A 17,232-nucleotide genomic window follows, 5' to 3' on the forward strand; every position below is an offset into this window, starting at 1 on the left:
TTAGAAGGTCGCCGAGACCTTGGCGTACCAGAAGCCGCCTTGCCAATCGACGATGGTGTCCGAGCGGTAGATGCGGCCGTTGGTGGCCGACTCGCCCGTCATGTCAGGATCGGGATAGTTGGCGAACAGGTTCCGCGCGCCGATCGCGACCGAGTAGTTGTCGGTGGCCTGGTAGGACAGTTCCATGTCGAAGAACGTCTCCGGATCCCACTTCTGAACGATCGGGTTGGCGACGCTGAACATGTTCTTGTACGGCCCCCAGATGTTCAGGCGGCCGGTGGCCTTGAACTTGTCGATCTGGTGGGTCGCCGAGATCACCGACCGCCAGCGCGGCGCAGCGTTCTCGAAGTCATGCACGCCTTCGGCGTCGAAGAAGTTGGCCGAGAAGACCTTGTCGATCTTGAACTTGTTGTAGTTGCCGCTCACCGAGAGGTTGGTCGACTGGCCGTTCTCCCAGGCCTTGCGGTAGGTGGCCACGACGTCGACACCGGTGGTCGTCGAGTCGAAGGCGTTCTGGAAGAACTGCACCTGACCGATAGTGTCGGCGCCGGGAATGCTGGCCGAAACCAGCGCCGTCCGGATCGCCGGGGTCACGGTGATCGGCGTCGTGGCGTAGAACTGGTCCTTGATCTTGATGCTGTAGGCGTCGACCGTGAGCGACAGCCCCTCGAACGGCGTGGCGGTGAAGCCAATGGCGAAGTTGGTCGACTTTTCAGGCTTCAACTCCTTGGCGCCCAGGAACTGGGCCACCGGATTGGTCGCCGGGAAGAGACCCGAAGCGATGATCGCGCCGTTCTCGACCCGGGTCGACACGTTGGTGGTGAAGGCCTGGCCGGGGGTCGGGGCGCGGAAGCCGGTGCCCACCGAACCGCGCAGACCGAAGTTCGGGGTCACTTGGTACTGGGTGGCGGCCTTGCCGTTCCAGGTGCTGCCGAAGTCCGAGAAGTGTTCGCCGCGCACCGCGAAGTCGAGGAACCACTCTTCGGTCACGTTGCCGGAGGTTTCCAGATAACCAGCGTAGGAGTTGCGGGTCAGCTTGCCGGAGTAGAGCGGCGTGTTGCCAGGGAAGCCGTTCGAACCGACCGCCAGGGCGTTGTAGACCGGGTCGATGCCCGCAAAGCCGTCGGCGTTGGTCGAGAGGTAGTTGGCGCAGTTCAGACCGGCCGTGGCCGGCAGGGCCAGACCGGCTGCGGTTGGGGTGCGTGTGGTGGCGTTACAGAACTTGAAGGGATCGGGCACGGCCCAGCTCCCAGCGACATACGACGGGACATCGCCCGGCTCGATCTCATAGCCTTCCTTGCGGTATTCGGCGCCGAAGTTGATCGTCACCGGGGTCTTGAAGCCGAGCCCTTCCCAATCATAGGCGAAATCGGCGTTCGCGGCGGACTCGCTCGAGATCAGGGCGCCGTCATAGAACTTCTTGGGCGAGGCCGGTCCCATCGAGGGGTTGACGGTGTCCCACAGCGTGTAGGCGATCTTGTCGTTGCCGTAGCGCGCCGACAGATCGTAGCTCAGACCATAGCTCGTCAGGCCCTTGAAGCCGCCCGTGAGGCTGTAGTCGGTCACGTCGCCGCCGAACATGGGCGTGAAGCCGGCGGGGAAGATCGAGCTGAACTGGAAAGTCGAACCGTCCTGCAGTCGGATCGGCGTGGCGTTCACGGCGTTGCTGACCGGCGGGCGATAGTTGAAGTATTCGACTGCGCTGCTCTTGGAGTAGTTGGCGAAGGCGTAGACCGACAGATTGTCGCTAAACGCATAGCCGGCGTTGACGACAGCGCGGGTGGCCTCCGCGTCGGGCTGACCCCACTTCTGAACATAGTCGTTGATCAGCGCGCCGTAGGCCGGATTGGTCGCCGCGTAGCTGGCGACGCAGAAGCCGGCCGACTGGTTCGGAATGCCGACGTTACAGTACTGACGACCGCGATTGACCTGGTTCTGGCTGGTGTATTCGACCGTGGTGTTGATGAAACCGTTCTCGCCGAGCGGCAGGCCGAGGTTACCGGTGACCAGTACATCCTCGCCGTCGCCCAGGTAGAATTGGCCGTACTGGGCTGTCAGCGAACCGCCGCTGGGGCTGTCCTTCAGCTGGAAGTCGATGACGCCGGCGATGGCGTCCGAACCGTATTGCGCGCCGGCGCCGTCGCGCGTGACGACCACGTTCTTCAGGGCCGAGGCAGGGATCGTGGCCGCGTCGGGCGCCTGGGCGCCGGTGCCGCCGATCGTGACCAGCGCCGAGCGGTGACGGCGCTTGGAGTTGACCATGAAGAGGGTCTTGTCGGTGGGAAGGCCGCGCAGGCTGGCGGGGCGAATGAAGGTGGCGCCGTCCGAAATCGGCTCACGGGCCAGAGTGTAGGACGGGACCAGCGTCTTCAGGATGTCGTTGGTGTCGGTGAAGGTCGAGGCCTTGATGTCGGCTTCGCCGAAGGAGTCGACCGGGACGGCGGAGTCGAGAACCGTGCGCGGTTTGCCGCGGGCGGTGACGACAACTGTTTCAAGCTCCGAGGCTTGGCTCGGCGCGTCGGTCGCAGGCGTCGCTGCCGAAGAAATCTCCGCACTGGCGGCGGGTTGGCAGTAAACGAAAGTAATCGATAGCGCGGAAATACCCGCGAGAAGCGCGGGTTTAAAACGCCGAGTCATAAGTAGCCCCCTCATTGTGTTTATTGACGCATGTCGATTCCCTTCTCCATGGCGTTTTTCTCCCGTCGATTATATTTTTGAACGCGGGCACTAAAATTTATCGACGCACTGTCGATCTATTCATGAGGTTTCAAGCTGTGGCGTTCGGCAATGGGCGCGAGGCAGAAAAGCGCGCAAGCCGCGCGAGCGCCTCTTGGGCGCCCCTTTGCGCGGCGTCTGTTCACGGATTTTAGGCAGATCGCCCCCGCGCGATCCCCGCGAAGGTGGCGACGAGGCGGTGGTGCGACGCCAGGTTCAGGCGCAGAGCCGCAGCGGTTGAGCCATTTCGTCGGTGTCCTCGGTCTCGAAGAGCTCGAAGGCCTCTTCCCAGGGCATGAGGCGCGACTCGCGCAGCTCGGCGTCGTCGGTGACCCGGACGATCTGGTCCTCGCGGTCGTTCCAGACCAGGCCGATGTCGGTGACCCGCTCGACGTCGCGGCCCAGCAGCAGGAACATGTCGGCCTTGGCCGCACGCTCGTGGCTGATGCGGCGCAGGGTGCGCCCGCCGCCCAGGTCGCGATGGATATCGGCGAAGTCCAGCACCGCCGAGATCATGGCGGCGTTGACGGGAGCGACGGTCCAGGCGGGGCAGGCGAAGCGGGTCATCGGGGATCCTTGGGGTCTCCAGGGGCGATGATCGAAGATTGTCCGCGCATTGCGACAGAAACGGTCGTATGACATTGGCATGAGACACGAGAAAGCCACCCGCCTGCTGGATCTGGCCCGCATGTTGGCGGGCTCGGCCGAAGGCTTGACCCTGGACGAGATGGCTTCGGCCCTCGGTGTGGGACGCCGGACCGCCGAACGGATGCGCGACGCGGTCTGGGCGGCCTTCCCGCAGATGGAGGCCTTGGACGATCCGCCGACCAAGCGCTTCCGCATCCCGTCGGGCCTTGACGGCGTCTTCCAGACCCCGACCGCCGAGGAGTTGGCCGCCCTGCGTGTGGCCGCCGACTCGCTGAAGGCCTCCGGCGCCGACGCGCGCGCGGCGTCGCTCTACGCGCTGGAGGCTAAGCTGTTGTCGGCGCTGCGCGGTTCGGCCCGCCGCCGGGTGGCCCCGGACGTTGAGGCTCTTGTACAGGCCGAGACCATCGCCGTTCACGCCGGTCCACGTCCGTTTGAGGACCAGGCCGTGCTCAGCGCGATCCGGACGGCCATCAAGGGGCTGCAGGCGCTGTCGTTCCGCTACGAGGGCGGCTCCACGCCCGGGCGTACGCGTGAGGTCACCCCGTTGGGCGTGTTGTTCGGGCGCTCCAACTACCTGGTCGCGCTGGAAGGGCAGGGCGGCAAGCCGCGCTCCTGGCGCCTGGATCGCATGAGCGATCTGACGGTGCTCGACAGGCCCGCGCCGCCGCCGGCGGACTTCTCATTGCAGGCCTTCGCCGACGAGAGCTTCGGCATCTATCACGACGAGATTCAGGACGTGGTGCTGCGCATCCACAAGAGCCGGGCCGAGGACGCCTTGCGCTGGCGCTTCCACGCTACGCAGAAAGTCACCCCGGAAGCGGACGGCTCGGTGCTGGTCACTTTCCGGGCCGGCGGCATGCGCGAGCTGTCCTGGCACCTCTTCACCTGGGGCGACGCCGTCGAGATCGTCGCGCCGCAGGCGCTGAAGGACATGATGGTCCAGGAGCTACGTGAGGCTGGTCGCGCGCACGGGGCGTGGTAGGAGCGGATGCATGAACTACCGCCACGCCTTTCACGCCGGCAACTTCGCCGATCTGCACAAGCACGCGATCCTGCTGGCCATGCTGTCGGCCTTGCAGGAGGAGAGCCCGGCGCTGGCGGCGATCGACACGCACGCGGGGGCGGGCGGCTATGACCTGGCCGGCGAGATGGCGCGGCGCTCGGGCGAGGCCCAGGCGGGGATCTTCCGGCTGAAGGCGGCGATCGACGCGCCGTCGGTGTTCCAGCCTCTGCTCGACGCGGTCGCGCTGATGAACGGCGGCAAGGCCGGCGACCTCTATCCTGGCTCCCCGCGCCTGATCGCGCGCGCGCTGCGTCCCGCCGATCGCTATGCGGGCTGCGAGCTTCGCGACGACGATGTCGTCTTGCTGCGCAAGACACTGGCGCCGCACGCCAACGCCCGCGCCTTGCAGGCCGACGGCTTCGAGACCGCCGCCCGGGAGGCTGGCAAGGGCGGCCGGGGCTTTGTCGTCATCGACCCGCCGTTCGAGCGGCCGGACGACTACGACCGCATTGTCGCCTCCACCCGCGCGATCCTGACGCGCGCGCCCGATGCGGCCTTGGCGATCTGGCTGCCGATCAAGGATCTGGAGACCTTCGACGCCTTCCTGCGCGGGATGGAGACCGTCACGAACGACCTGTTAGTGGCCGAGCTTCGCCTCCGCCCCCTGACGGACCCGATGAAGATGAACGGCTGCGCGATGGTGATGATCGGCGCCCCCGGGGCGGTCGACGCGGCCGCCGCCGAGGCGGGCGACTGGCTCGCCGCGCGGCTCGGTGAGCCTGGCGGCCGTTCGCGCGTGTGGCGGACCTGACATGGCGCGGGCCGGGCCGACCTTCGCCCAAGCGTTGCCGGTCTGGCTGAAGGTGGGGGTACTCGGGTTCGGCGGTCCGGCGGGCCAGATCGCGCTGCTGCACCGCGAGGTGGTTGAGACGCGCGGTTGGGTCGACGACGACGATTTCAGCCGCGCCCTGAGCTTCTGCATGCTCCTGCCCGGCCCTGAGGCGCAGCAGCTGGCGACCTGGCTGGGCTGGCGGCTGCACGGCGTCCGGGGCGGGCTGGCGGCGGGCCTGCTGTTCGTCCTGCCGGGCCTGGCGGTGATCCTGGGACTCTCGGCGCTGTACGTCACCCATGGCCGCTCCGCCTGGGCCGGTCCGGTCCTGCTGGGCCTGAAGGCCGCAGTGGTGGCCTTGGTCGTTCAGGCGCTGCTCCGGATCGGCCAGAGAACCGTAAAGGACCGCGTGTCAGCGGCCGTGGCGATCGGCGCCTTCGCCCTGACGGCGTTCACCCTTCTGCCGTTCCCCTTGGTGATCCTGGCGGCCGGCGCGGTGGGATGGCTCCTCGGCGGGAAAGGGCAGGCGGCCGGTGTCCCTGTCGCGCCCGTGAGGCTGGGCGGCGTGCGCATGGCCCTGGTCTGCCTGGCGGCCTGGCTGGCGCCGATCGCCCTGGCCTGGGCGATCGCGCCGGGCTCGACCCTGGCCTGGATGGGCCTGACCTTCGGCGGGCTGGCGGCGATCAGCTTCGGCGGCGCCTATGCGGCCCTGGCCTATCTGGGACAGGCGGCGGCGGGCTTTGGCTGGCTGTCGGCGAGCCAGATGCTGGACGGGCTGGGCTTGGCCGAGACGACGCCGGGCCCCCTGGTTCTGGTGTTCGTGTTCGTCGGTTTCGTCGGCGCCTTCCAGGCCGCGCCGCCCGACAGCGCCTGGCTGCTGGCGGCGCTGGGCGGGTTGATGGCGGCCTGGACCACCTTCGCGCCGTCGTTCCTGTGGATCTTCGCGGGCGGACCCTGGATCGAGCGGTGGGGACGTCAACCTAGGCCCGGACGGGCGCTGGCGATGGTGTCGGCGGCGGCTGTAGGCGTCATCGGTCAGTTGGCGCTGTGGTTTACGATCCATCTGCTGTTCCGGAGCGGGCGAACCGTCGAGGCCGGCCCCCTGCGGCTGCTCGTTCCCGACCTCGGCGCGGTGAATCCCGGCGCTTTGGGCCTTGTGCTCCTGGCCCTGGGCCTGACGTTTGCTATGCGGCTGCCCATGCTGGCGATGATCGCCGTGACGATGGGCGCGGCGGTTCTTCTGCGGGTGATCGGATTCAATTGACGCTAGGTTAGTTTTTTGCGCTTGCGAACGCGAATTCCGTGTTATGTTGCACCGCAATAAATCGCGGTTGCCAGGAGCGCGCCATGGTTTCCCTCTTCAGCTTTCTCCCTGAGTACCCGGTCGACAAGGTCGAGCCCGAAACCGCGCCCCGCGTGGCGGTGGGCGCGGCCTCGCCTCTGTGGTTGATGTTTGGCGGCGCTGCAGCCGCCGGCGCGGCCTATTGGTGGTGGGCCTCGCGCTGGCGCGAGGCGGTGAACCTCGAAGCGCTGATGGCCCTGGCGCCGGAGCCCGTGGCGCCGGTCGAGCCTGAAACGGTTCTGGAGGCGGCGGCCGAACCGGTCGTCGAGGCGATGACGGAGACCTCCGAGGTCGTCGAGGCCGTGGCGGAGACCATTTTGGCTCCGATCGAGGCCGCCGTTGCTGTGGCAGCCGAGCCGGTCGAAGAGATTGGCGCGGCCGACGAAACCCTGGCGTCGCCTTTTGAGGCGTCCGAAGCGACCGAGGTGTCGCCGATCGCGCTCGAGGCGTTGGTCGTTGAACCGGTGGCCGAAGCGGAAGTCGAAGCCGAGACGGTTAAGGCGGTCGAAGTGATGGAGTCGGTCGGTGACGACCTGACCCGTCTGGTCGGGATCGGTCCCAAGCTGGCGGCGTCCTTGGCCGAACTCGGCGTGACGCGCTTCAGCCAGATCGCCGCCTGGACGCCCGACGAATTGGCCTCTATCGACCAACTCCTCGGCCTGAAAGGCCGCGCCGAACGCGACGCCTGGATCGCCCAGGCCAAGCGCTTCGCCGAGCCGGCGCAGGCCTAACCGCAACCCTCTTCCCTCTCCGGGGAAGCAGCGCGAGCGCGGAGCGAGGCGAGGACAGGATCGCCTCCTCAGCAGTCATCGCATCCCCAGCCCTTCACCACGCAGGGGAAGGGAGACTCCCTTGTCGTCGCCCGTGGCCCGCGACCAATCGCCTCGGCCAGGCGATTAACCGGGATTCACCACGCACAGGTACGCCGCCTTAACCATCACCGACCATACTGTTCTGGAATGGGACTGGAGGGGCGCATGGGGCAGCACGTGGAAACCCTGGTGATCGGGGCCGGTCCGGCCGGCCTGACGACCGCCTATACCCTGGCCAAGGCCGGGCGCGGCGTGACCGTGCTGGAGATGGACCCGACCTATGTCGGCGGAATCAGCCGGACCGTCGACTACAAGGGGTTCAAGTTCGACATCGGCGGTCACCGGTTCTTCTCCAAGAGCAAGGAGATCGTCGACCTCTGGAACGAGATCCTGCCCGACGATTTCATCGACCGGCCGCGCCTGTCGCGGATCTATTACCGCGAGAAGTTCTACGCCTATCCGCTGAAGGCTTTCGAGGCCCTGGCCAATCTGGGCGTCTGGACGGCCACCAAGTGCATGGCCTCGTTCGGCTGGGCCAAGCTGAACCCGATCGAGAACCCGACCACCTTCCACCAGTGGGTGCGCAACCAATTCGGCGAGAAGCTGTTTTCGATCTTCTTCAAGACCTACACCGAAAAGGTGTGGGGTATGAGCTGCGACGAGATCTCGGCCGACTGGGCCAGCCAGCGGATCAAGGGCCTGGACCTGGGCGCGGCGATCATCGACGGCGTCAAGCGCTCGCTCGGCCTGCGCGGCAAGGCCGCCGAGGGCGGACCCAAGACCCTGATCGAGAGCTTCCGCTATCCCCGCAAGGGCCCCGGCATGATGTGGGAGGCCTGCGCCGACAAGGTGATGGCCCTCGGCGGCGACGTCCGGATGGGCCGCAAGGTCGACGGCCTGCACTACGACAAGATGGCCAAGATCTGGACCGTCGCGGTGACCTGCGCCGACGGCCGCAGGGAGATCTACACGGCCAACGAGGTGGTCTCGTCTGCGCCGATCCGCGAGCTGATGCAGTCGATCAGCCCCACGCCGATCAGCGTCTTCCATGCCGGCGAGCTGATGTATCGCGACTTCATCACCGTGGTCCTGATCGGCAAGCCGCAGAAAGAGCTGCCCGACAACTGGATCTATATCCATGACCCGTCGGTGAAGGTCGGCCGTGTGCAGAACTTCCGCTCGTGGTCGCCGGAGATGATCCCGGACGGCGTCTCGACGTGCCTGGGCCTGGAATACTTCTGCTTCGAAGGCGACGGTCTCTGGACAACCTCTGACGAGGACCTGATCACCCAGGCCAAGCGCGAGATCGGCAAGATCGGCCTGATGGAGCCCGCCGACGTCTACGACGCCTGCGTCGTGCGCCAGCACAAGGCCTATCCGGTCTATGACGACGCCTATGCCGAGCACGTGAAGATGGTCCGGCTGGACCTGAAGATGCACTTCCCGGGCCTGCACCTCGTGGGCCGCAACGGCATGCACAAGTACAACAACCAGGACCACGCCATGATGACCGGCCTGCTGACGGCCGAGAACATCATCGCCGGCGAGATCATCCACGACGTCTGGGAAGTCAACGAGGACGCCGAGTACGGCGAGGCCGGTGTCTCGGGCGCCCGCGAGGCCCTGCGCAGCGAGCGGGCCGTGCCGACCAAGGTCGCCGCATGATTTTCACCCTGGCCGGACCGATCTGGCGCCTCCTGCCGGTGGGCCTGCGCGAGCTGATCCTCTATGGCATGGCCAGCGCTGCGGCGCTGGCGGTCGACTGGGGGCTTCTGGTCCTGTTGACCTGGATGGGCGTCGACTATCTGGTCGCCTCGGGCGTCGGCTTCTGCGCCGGCATCGGCGTCGCCTACGCCCTGTCGATCCGGATGGTCTTCGCCCATCGTCCGATCGCCGAGCGCTGGCGCGAGTTCACCGGCTTTCTCGGCGTGGGCCTCGCCGGCCTGCTGCTGACCCAGGGCCTGATGATGGTCTGGGTCGAGGCGTTCGGCATGGCGCCCGCCGCCGCCAAGGGGCCCACGGCCTGCTTCGTCTTCCTGTTCAACTTCACCGTCCGTCGGGCGCTGCTGTTCCGCGCGCCGCGCACCGACATCGCTGCGTCGTGAACCGCTCAGAGCCTGTCGGTTTCCGATGGAGCCAGCGAACCCGACACGCAGGCTTTGAGTCGTAGGTTATGAGCGTAACTGGCGCTGAAACCGGTTCCCAATCTGGGCGGCCCGCTCTGGCGCGCTTCGCCGACAGCCGCTGGCTCGGCTGGCTGGCGGCGTTTGGCCTCTTTCTGCTCAGCCGTCCGTTTTCGGGCGTCCACCACGACGGCCGCCTCTATGTCGGTGACGCCCTGGCCAAGCTGGACCCCGCCGGCGTCGGTCAGGACCTGATCTTCGTCCACGACGGCCAGTTCGGGTTCAGCCTCTATACACCGCTGCTGGCCCGGCTGATCGCGATCCTGGGCCTGTCCGGCGCGACCCTGGCGATCGTCGTCGTGACGCTGCTCGCCTGGTTCGCGGCCCTCGTCTTGTTGATCGAACGCCTCCTGGCCGACCGCTCACCAGGCGAGCGATGGGTCGCTCTGGTCTTCGCCGCGATCCTGCCGCCCCTCTATGGCGCGATGAACGTCATCGGCTTTGGCGAGCCTTACGCCACGCCGCGCGGACTGGCTGAAGCTGTGGGTCTGCTAGGCATGGCCGGCTATCTGTCGGGTCGGCGAATCCTGGGCCTGTGCGCCTGTGGGCTGGCCATGCTGTTCCATCCGATCATGGGCCTGTGCGCCGCCGCCGTTATCGGGCTGGCGGTCGCCCTGGAGGATCGCCGCTGGCTATGGGCGGGCTTGGCGGCGCTCGGCGTTTTCACCTTCGCCGGACTGCTTCGCCTGCCCTTGGCCGACCGCATCGTCACGGTCATGGATCCAGCCTGGCGCGCGATCGTCGAGACGCGCAGTCCGATCCTGTTTCCCTCGCTCTGGAGCGCGGAGACCTGGGGGCGGATCGCCGTACAGGCCTGCACGCTCGCGGCGGCCGCGTCGCTGCTGACCGGCGCGCCCCGACGGCTGGCGTTGGCCGCGCTGGCGGCCGGACTGGCCGGAGTGGCCGCCGCCGCACTGCTCGGCGATCGTTTCTCGCTGCTGCTTTTCCTGCAGGCCCAGACGTGGCGCACGCTCGAGCCCATGGCGGTGCTGTCCGCCATCAGCCTTGCCTTGGTCTGCATCGCGGCCCCGAGGAGGGGCGCGGCCGGCCTGATCGGACTGGCTTTTCTGGGCATGGGCTGGATGTTTCGCAACATCGGCGACCTTGGATTGCTGGCCGGGCCGATTGGGCTGGTGTTCTGGCTGCTCGCCGACCGGGCGCGCCTGTCGCGGCCGAGACTTTACGGAGCGATCGCGGTCGGCGTTTTGGGCGTGGCTCTGCTGAGCTATGCGGCGCTGCGGACTTTTGCCTTGGGCCAAACTCTCGCCCGTCTGCCCGACACCTGGCCCTTCAGCCACGGGCTGGTGTGGAGCAGCGACCTGCCGACCCTGCTTATCGTGGCCGTGCTTGGGCTGTGGATGGCGCGGTCGTGGACCGCGCCTGTCCGAACGATGCGCCTGGCCGGCCTGCTCGTGATCGGGCTTCTCGTCGCCCTGCTATGGGACGACCGATCGGCCTATGTCCGCCAGCGGGACTTGGGTCGAGACCCGGCCTTGATGTCGATCATCGCGTCGAAGTCCGGCGATATTCTCTGGCTGGCCGGTGATGTCGAGCCCTGGGTTCTGGCGGGGCGCCCCAGTTGGGGCAGCAAGGTGCAGAGCGCCGGTATCGTGTTCTCGCGACCGCTGGCGATGGCCCTGCACGACCGGGTGGCGCGGCTCGAAGCCTCAGGGCTGGCAGGACGCGACTGGATTCGCCCGCTGACCTTGGACTCTCTGAAGCCGCCACGGCCCGAACCGAGGAAGGTGCGCGCGTTCTGCGAGGCGCCCGACGCCCCGGCGTGGATCGTCTCACCGCTGTGGGACGGGGAGGGGGCGCTGGACCCGCGTCTGAGCGCTCGCACCTGGTCACCAAAAGCGCCTTATGTCGAAGACCTCTCCGACGCCTCGGGCCGGCGCTGGAGAACGGCGCGGCGTTACGCGGTGATTCCGTGCCGAGGCGCTTGAACCGACTCCGGACGCGAGCGGCGCGCGGTCAGGCGGCTTGCGCTCCAGCAGATGAAATGCACGAGCGCATCAGCCAGGCCGACGATCGCGGCCAGCACGAAAACGCTCGAAATCGCAAGGATCGCCAGTACCGACATGGTGGTCTCCCGTTCGCTTGATCAAGGCGAAACAGGGTCTGCGGGTTCCCGGCTGGCGGGCTGAAAACCGGGAAAATCAACGCATATGGTTGACAACGTTGTCACGTTTCCGGTGAATGCGGCATCCGCGCGAAGACGGATCTGACATATCGTCACTAGGGAGTGGTGCAGTGATTGCGGTGCTGACGTTGAACCTCGGAGGTGTCGGCCAATGACCGACGCCGCGATCGCCAAGGCCACGACCAAGGGCGGGGGTGTCAAACTTGCCGTCGTCTACGTGACCTGCCTCTTCTTCATCTGGGCGCTGGTCACCAATCTGCTCGATCCGCTGCTGAAGACCATGAAGACGGTCTTCACCCTGACGCCGGTTGAGGCCAGCCTGACGGGCTTCGCCTTCTTCATCGCCTATGGGATCATGTCGCTGCCCTCGGCGGCGTTTCTCTCCAAGCTGGGCTACGCCCGCTCGGTGATGGTCGGCCTGGGCGGCATCGTCGCCGGCTGCTTCATCGCCATCGCCGCGGCCAAGCTTCACGTCTTCGGCGTCTTCCTAGTCGGCCTGTTCGTGATGGCTTCGGGCGTCACTCTGCTGCAGGTCGCGGCCAATCCGCTGATCGCCTCGATGGGCAAGCCCGAGGAGTCCTCGTTCCGCCTGAACCTCTCGCAGGCCTTCAACTCGCTGGGCGCGGCCTGCGGCCTGTGGTTCGGCGCGAACTTCCTGCTGAAAGGCGACATCTTCAAGAAGGACGTCGTCATCACCGACGCCATGCGCGAACAGGCGCTGGGCTTCGTCAGCAACGTCTATCTGGCCATTGGTCTGGGCCTGGCGCTGTTCATCCTGCTGATCTTCATGGTCCGCCAGAAGATCACCGACGCCGCCCCCAAGACCGGCCAGCTGGTCAACCCGTTCACGGCCCTGACCTCCAAGTGGGCCAACCTCGGCGCGATCGGCATCTTCCTCTATGTCGGCGCGGAAGTGGCGATCTCGCTGCACCTGCTGCTGTTCCTGGAACAGGCGCACATTCTCGATATCTCGTCCGAGCAGGCTGGCAAGCTGACCACCTTCTACATGGTCTTCGCCATGATCGGGCGGTTCGCGGGCTCGGCCCTGCTGAAGACGATCAAGGATTACATCATGCTGGCCGTCGTCGCCGTTGGCGCGATCGCCCTCTGCATGGTCGTCATCCTGACCAAGGACATGACGCCCAGCGCCCACGCCGGAACCGTGAACCTGCTGCTGGCCTCGGCGCCGGTGACGTCGGGACTGATCCCGGCCTTCGCGGCCCTGCTGATCGGCCTGTTCAACTCGATCATGTTCCCGACCATCTTCACCCTGACGCTGCAGCGTTCGTCGGCGCCGACCTCGGCGACCTCGGGCCTGCTGTGCATGGCCATCGTCGGCGGCGCCTTCCTGCCGCTGGCCTTCGCCAAGATCGAGGAAATGACCGGGTCCATGGCAATGGGCTTCGCCGCGCCGCTGGCCTGCTACGTCTATGTTCTGTGGTTCGCCTTGGTCGCCAAGAAGGCCCCGACCCACGAGATTCAGGAGGGCGTGGCCGGCGGCCACTAGCCTTTCGCCCGAAACTGCCCTGCAAGCGCCCCCGGGAGGTTTGTCCTCCCGGGGTTCTTTTTGCGCCGGAGGTCGCCCGGCGCGGAGCGCGGTCGCCGCGTTTTTAGGCGCTTCAGTTTTCCTGGGGCCGCCCCCCGAAAAACCTCACTCGTAAATCCCAGCGCACAACACGACATTGCCGGCTTACGATCGCCGAGGAACGTCATGGCCGCAGCACAAGCCAAGAGCAGCCGCTTCATCAGCGGCTTCGGAGCACAGGTCCTGATCGCCATGGTCGCGGGCCTGGCCCTGGGGCTTCTGGCCCGTAACCTCGGGCCGGCCGAGGGGCAGGGCGGCTACGCCCTGGCCGAGACCCTGCACCAAGTGGGACAGATCTTCGTCCAGCTGCTGCGGGTTCTAGTCCCGCCGTTGGTCTTCACGGCGATCGTCGCCAGCATCGCCAACATCGCCCAGATGCAGAACGCCGCCCGCCTGGTGTGGCGGACGCTGTTCTGGTTCGCGGTCACGGCCCTGATCGCGGTGGTGATCGGGATCGCGCTGGGCCTGATCCTGCAACCCGGCCTGCACGCCAGCCTGGACGCCGCCGCCGCCAAGGCCCCGAAGACGCACGGCTCGTGGCTCGATTTCCTGACCGGCCTCGTGCCAGTGAACATCCTGGGGCTGGCGGCCTCGACCAAGATTTCCGACGCGGGCGCGGCCAGCACCTCGCTGTCGTTCAACGTCCTGCAGATCGTGGTGATCTCGCTCGTCACCGGCGTCGCGGCCCTCAAGGTCGGGGAGGCGGGCGAGGCGTTCCTGAAATTCAACGCCTCGGCCCTGGCCATTGTTCGCAAGGTGCTGTGGTGGGTTATCCGCCTGACGCCGATCGGCACGGTCGGCCTGTTCGGCAACGCCGTCGCCCAGTACGGCTGGACGACCCTGGGGCAGCTGGGCGCCTTCACCGGGGCCATCTACGCCGGACTGGGCCTGGTTTTGCTGGTCGTCTATCCGAGCCTGCTGGCGCTGAACGGGCTGAATCCCGTCCGCTTCTTTCAAGGAGCCTGGCCGGCGATTCAGCTGGGCTTCGTGTCGCGCTCGTCTGTGGGCACGCTGCCCGTGACCGAGACCGTGACGGAGACGCGTCTGGGCGTGCCGCGCGCCTACGCCGCCTTTGCCGTGCCCCTGGGCGCGACCACCAAGATGGACGGCTGCGCGGCTATCTATCCCGCCATCGCGGCGATCTTCGTCGCGCAGTTCTTCGGCGTGCATCTGGCCTGGTCGGACTATCTGCTGATTGTGTTCGTCTCGGTCATCGGCTCGGCGGCGACCGCGGGCCTGACCGGCGCGACAGTGATGCTGACCCTGACGCTGTCCACCCTGGGGCTGCCGCTGGAAGGGGCGGGGCTCCTGCTGGCGATCGATCCGATCCTCGATATGGGGCGTACGGCGGTGAACGTCGCGGGCCAGGCGCTGGTCCCGACCTTGGTCGCCAAGCGCGAAGGCATCCTGGACCTGGACGCCTACAACGCCCCGGACGTTGCGGCCGACGCAGCGCTGCACGCGGCCGAATAGGCGAGCGCGGTTGCGTGGTGGCGCTTTAGCGGCGAGTTTGCGCGCCTCGTGAAGCGTCCCCGGGGGATTCCATGGCCTTGAAGACGAAGACCGGCGGCCCTGCGGGGCCCAGCCGACGCGGATTCTTGTCTGGCGCGGCCGCGTTGGCGGGTCTGGCGGTGACGGCGCCCCCGGCTTTCGCCCGGGCCTCTGGGCGCGTCGAGGCGCTGCTGGCCCAGATGACGCTTGAGGAGAAGGCTGGCCAGCTTTCGTGCTTCGCCGACATGATCCGTCCGCCGATCGGCGACATGAATCCGCTGGTCAACATCCGTAACGCCCAGACGCTGACGGCCGAGGTCAAGGCGGGGCGGATCGGGACCCTGATGAACGGCGTCGGCGCCCAGGCCGGGCTTGAGACCCAGAGAGCGGCGGTCGAAGGATCGCGTCTGAAGATCCCGCTGCTATTCGCCGCCGACGTCATTCACGGCTTCCGCACCGTCTATCCTATCCCGCTGGCCGAGGCGGCCAGCTTTGATCCGCATCTGGCCGAGCGGACGGCTCGGGCGGCGGCGGTCGAAGCCTCGGCCTCGGGCCTGCACTGGACGTTCGCGCCGATGGTCGACGTGGCGCGCGACCAACGTTGGGGGCGTGTCGCCGAAGGCGCGGGCGAGGACGTCTATCTGGGCGAGGTCATGGCCGCCGCCCGCGTGCGTGGCTTCCAGGGCAAGGATCTCAAGGCCGACGACAGCATGCTGGCCACGCCCAAGCACTTCGCCGGCTATGGCGCGGTGATGGCCGGCTTGGAGTACAATTCTGTGGAGCTCTCCGAGGCCAGCCTTCGCGAGACGCATCTGCCGCCGTTCCAGGCGTCGTTCGCCGCCGGGGCCCTGACGACGATGTCGGCGTTCAACGACATTAACGGCGTCCCGGCGACCGCCAACCGCCGCCTGCTGACCGACGTGCTGCGCGGCGAGTGGGGCTTCAAGGGGGTCGTCATCTCGGACTACACCGCCGACCAGGAACTGGTGGCGCACGGTTACGCGGCCGATGATCGCGACGCCGCCCGGCTGGCCATTCTGGCGGGCATCGATATCAGCATGCAGAGCGGGCTCTACATCCGCTACCTGCCGGAGCTGGTCACGTCGGGTGCGGTCCCCGTCGAGGTCGTGGACCAGGCGGTTCGACGGGTGCTGGCGCTGAAGGAGGCGATCGGCCTCTTCGACAACCCGTATCGGTCCCTCGACCCCGAAGCCGAGGCCAAACGCACCGCCACCCCGGCGATGCGGGCGCTCAGTCGCGAGTCCGGCGCCCGGTCGATCGTGCTGTTGAAGAACGAACAGAACCTGCTGCCGCTCCCCAAGGCGGGAAAGCGCCTCGCGCTGATCGGACCCTTCGCCGACGACCGGGACAACGTTTTGGGCGCCTGGGGCGGCTTCTTTGCCGACCGCCGCCTGAACGTGGATCTTGCTACGGGACTGCGGGCGCAACTGGCCGATCCGGCCAGTCTGATCGTCGAGCGCGGCTGCGAGGTCGAGACCACCCTGGCCGGCGGGTTCGAACGCGCGGTCGCCGCGGCCCAAGCGGCCGACATCGTGCTGCTGGCGGTCGGCGAGAGCCAGGACATGACGGGCGAGGCCAAGTCTAGAACCGACATCCGGATTCCGCCGGTTCAGCAGCGCCTTGCCGAGGCCGTCGCGGCCACCGGCAAACCCGTCGTCGTGCTGTTACGGCACGGGCGCGCTATCGCGCTCGAGGGCGTCGTTCGCGATGCTCCTGCGATCCTGGCGACCTGGTTCCTGGGCAGCGAGATGGGCAATGCGGTGGCGGACGTGCTGTTCGGGACCGTCAATCCCTCGGGACGGCTGCCGGTCAGCTTCCCGATCGACAGCGGTCAGCAGCCCTTCTTCTACAACAGCCGGACCACCGGGCGCCCCGCGCCTACGGATGCGAACGCGCAGGAATACAAGGCGCGCTGGCGTTCCATCCGCAACGACGCGCTCTATCCGTTCGGGTTCGGCCTAGGTTACGCCCCGTTCGTTTTGTCCGACCTGAAACTGAGCGCCACGAAGCTGGCCTGGAGTGACACGTTGCATGTCAGCGCCCGCGTACGGAACGCCGGACAGGTTCACGGGGATCACGTTATCCAGCTCTACATTCGGGACCGGGTCGCCAGCCGGACCCGTCCGGTGCGGGAACTGAAGGGTTTCCAGCGGATCTCGCTGGCGCCGGGCGCCGAGCGCGAAGTGCGCTTCGAGCTCAAGCGCGAGAACCTGATGTTCGTGGGTGACAACGACTACTGGACGGCCGAGCCGGGCGTTTTCGACGTCTGGGTGGCCAATTCAGCGACCGATGGCCTGTCGGCGAGCTTCGAACTGGCGCCAGCCGAACGCGCTTAGCCGAATCGAAATCTTAATCGAACCCGGATTTCAGCCGACCGGGCGGGTCCAGAAGGTCTGCGCGCGCCGCGAATATTAGTTCTGCGTCAACAGATTTGACGATGGCAGGTCCAGGCTTCGTCGA

At 67.0% G+C, this 17,232-nt stretch carries 14 protein-coding genes; 11 read left to right on the forward strand and 3 right to left on the reverse strand.

Annotated elements, in window-relative coordinates:
- On the reverse strand, positions 1-2,652 hold the full coding sequence (locus CSW63_RS08085) for a TonB-dependent siderophore receptor (protein WP_062093745.1): 2,652 nt from the start codon (positions 2,650-2,652) through the stop codon (positions 1-3).
- A 279-nt stretch (positions 2,653-2,931) separates the two neighbouring features.
- Positions 2,932-3,282 carry a hypothetical protein gene (locus tag CSW63_RS08090; RefSeq protein WP_062093746.1) on the reverse strand — a complete coding sequence of 117 codons (351 nt, stop codon included), beginning with the start codon at positions 3,280-3,282 and terminating at the stop codon, positions 2,932-2,934.
- Positions 3,283-3,361: 79 nt separating this feature from the next.
- Between CSW63_RS08090 and CSW63_RS08095 the strand changes: the two genes are divergently transcribed.
- The 7 genes from CSW63_RS08095 to CSW63_RS08125 all read left to right on the forward strand — a co-directional run bounded on the left by CSW63_RS08095 (position 3,362) and on the right by CSW63_RS08125 (position 11,478).
- On the forward strand, positions 3,362-4,345 hold the full coding sequence (locus tag CSW63_RS08095; protein ID WP_062093747.1) for a YafY family protein: 984 nt from the start codon (positions 3,362-3,364) through the stop codon (positions 4,343-4,345).
- Positions 4,346-4,355: 10 nt separating this feature from the next.
- A complete protein-coding gene (gene rlmJ / locus CSW63_RS08100) occupies positions 4,356-5,177 on the forward strand; it encodes a 23S rRNA (adenine(2030)-N(6))-methyltransferase RlmJ (protein WP_062093748.1) in 822 nt (273 codons plus the stop codon).
- Between the two features lies 1 nt (position 5,178).
- Positions 5,179-6,459 (forward strand): chromate efflux transporter, encoded by a 1,281-nt coding sequence (gene chrA, locus CSW63_RS08105; protein WP_062093749.1) that lies wholly within the window; start codon positions 5,179-5,181, stop codon positions 6,457-6,459.
- An 83-nt stretch (positions 6,460-6,542) separates the two neighbouring features.
- A complete protein-coding gene (phaH, locus tag CSW63_RS08110; RefSeq protein ID WP_062093750.1) occupies positions 6,543-7,268 on the forward strand; it encodes a phasin PhaH in 726 nt (241 codons plus the stop codon).
- A 246-nt stretch (positions 7,269-7,514) separates the two neighbouring features.
- The gene (locus tag CSW63_RS08115) at positions 7,515-9,014 is read left to right on the forward strand and encodes an NAD(P)/FAD-dependent oxidoreductase (protein ID WP_062093751.1); all 1,500 of its coding nucleotides are present in this window, start codon (positions 7,515-7,517) and stop codon (positions 9,012-9,014) included.
- The gene (locus tag CSW63_RS08120) at positions 9,011-9,454 is read left to right on the forward strand and encodes a GtrA family protein (protein ID WP_082749322.1); all 444 of its coding nucleotides are present in this window, start codon (positions 9,011-9,013) and stop codon (positions 9,452-9,454) included. The genes CSW63_RS08115 and CSW63_RS08120 overlap by 4 nt, the downstream gene beginning before the upstream one ends.
- 68 nt (positions 9,455-9,522) lie before the next feature.
- Complete coding sequence (locus CSW63_RS08125; RefSeq protein ID WP_082749323.1) at positions 9,523-11,478, forward strand: hypothetical protein; 1,956 nt, start codon at positions 9,523-9,525, stop codon at positions 11,476-11,478.
- Here the strand turns inward: CSW63_RS08125 and CSW63_RS23345 are convergent.
- Positions 11,448-11,615, reverse strand: coding sequence for a hypothetical protein (locus CSW63_RS23345; RefSeq protein WP_156447732.1), 168 nt, complete (start codon positions 11,613-11,615; stop codon positions 11,448-11,450). The genes CSW63_RS08125 and CSW63_RS23345 overlap by 31 nt on opposite strands.
- A 170-nt stretch (positions 11,616-11,785) precedes the next feature.
- On the opposite strand from CSW63_RS23345, the gene CSW63_RS23505 reads away from it, so the two are divergent.
- The 4 genes from CSW63_RS23505 (at position 11,786) to CSW63_RS08140 (ending at position 17,108) form a co-directional block, all read left to right on the forward strand.
- Entirely contained in the window at positions 11,786-11,830 is a 45-nt protein-coding gene (locus CSW63_RS23505) for a hypothetical protein (protein WP_197425222.1), read from the forward strand.
- The gene (locus tag CSW63_RS08130; RefSeq protein ID WP_062093752.1) at positions 11,827-13,182 is read left to right on the forward strand and encodes a sugar MFS transporter; all 1,356 of its coding nucleotides are present in this window, start codon (positions 11,827-11,829) and stop codon (positions 13,180-13,182) included. Before CSW63_RS23505 ends, CSW63_RS08130 begins: the two co-directional genes overlap by 4 nt.
- 204 nt (positions 13,183-13,386) lie before the next feature.
- Positions 13,387-14,733, forward strand: a complete 1,347-nt coding sequence (locus CSW63_RS08135; RefSeq protein ID WP_062093753.1) for a dicarboxylate/amino acid:cation symporter — start codon at positions 13,387-13,389, stop codon at positions 14,731-14,733.
- Positions 14,734-14,804: 71 nt separating this feature from the next.
- Positions 14,805-17,108 (forward strand): glycoside hydrolase family 3 N-terminal domain-containing protein, encoded by a 2,304-nt coding sequence (locus CSW63_RS08140; protein WP_168193625.1) that lies wholly within the window; start codon positions 14,805-14,807, stop codon positions 17,106-17,108.
- The last annotated feature ends 124 nt before the right edge of the window (positions 17,109-17,232 follow it).

Origin of the sequence: Caulobacter sp. FWC26 (genome assembly GCF_002742645.2) — a bacterium.
Classification (GTDB): Bacteria; Pseudomonadota; Alphaproteobacteria; order Caulobacterales; family Caulobacteraceae; genus Caulobacter.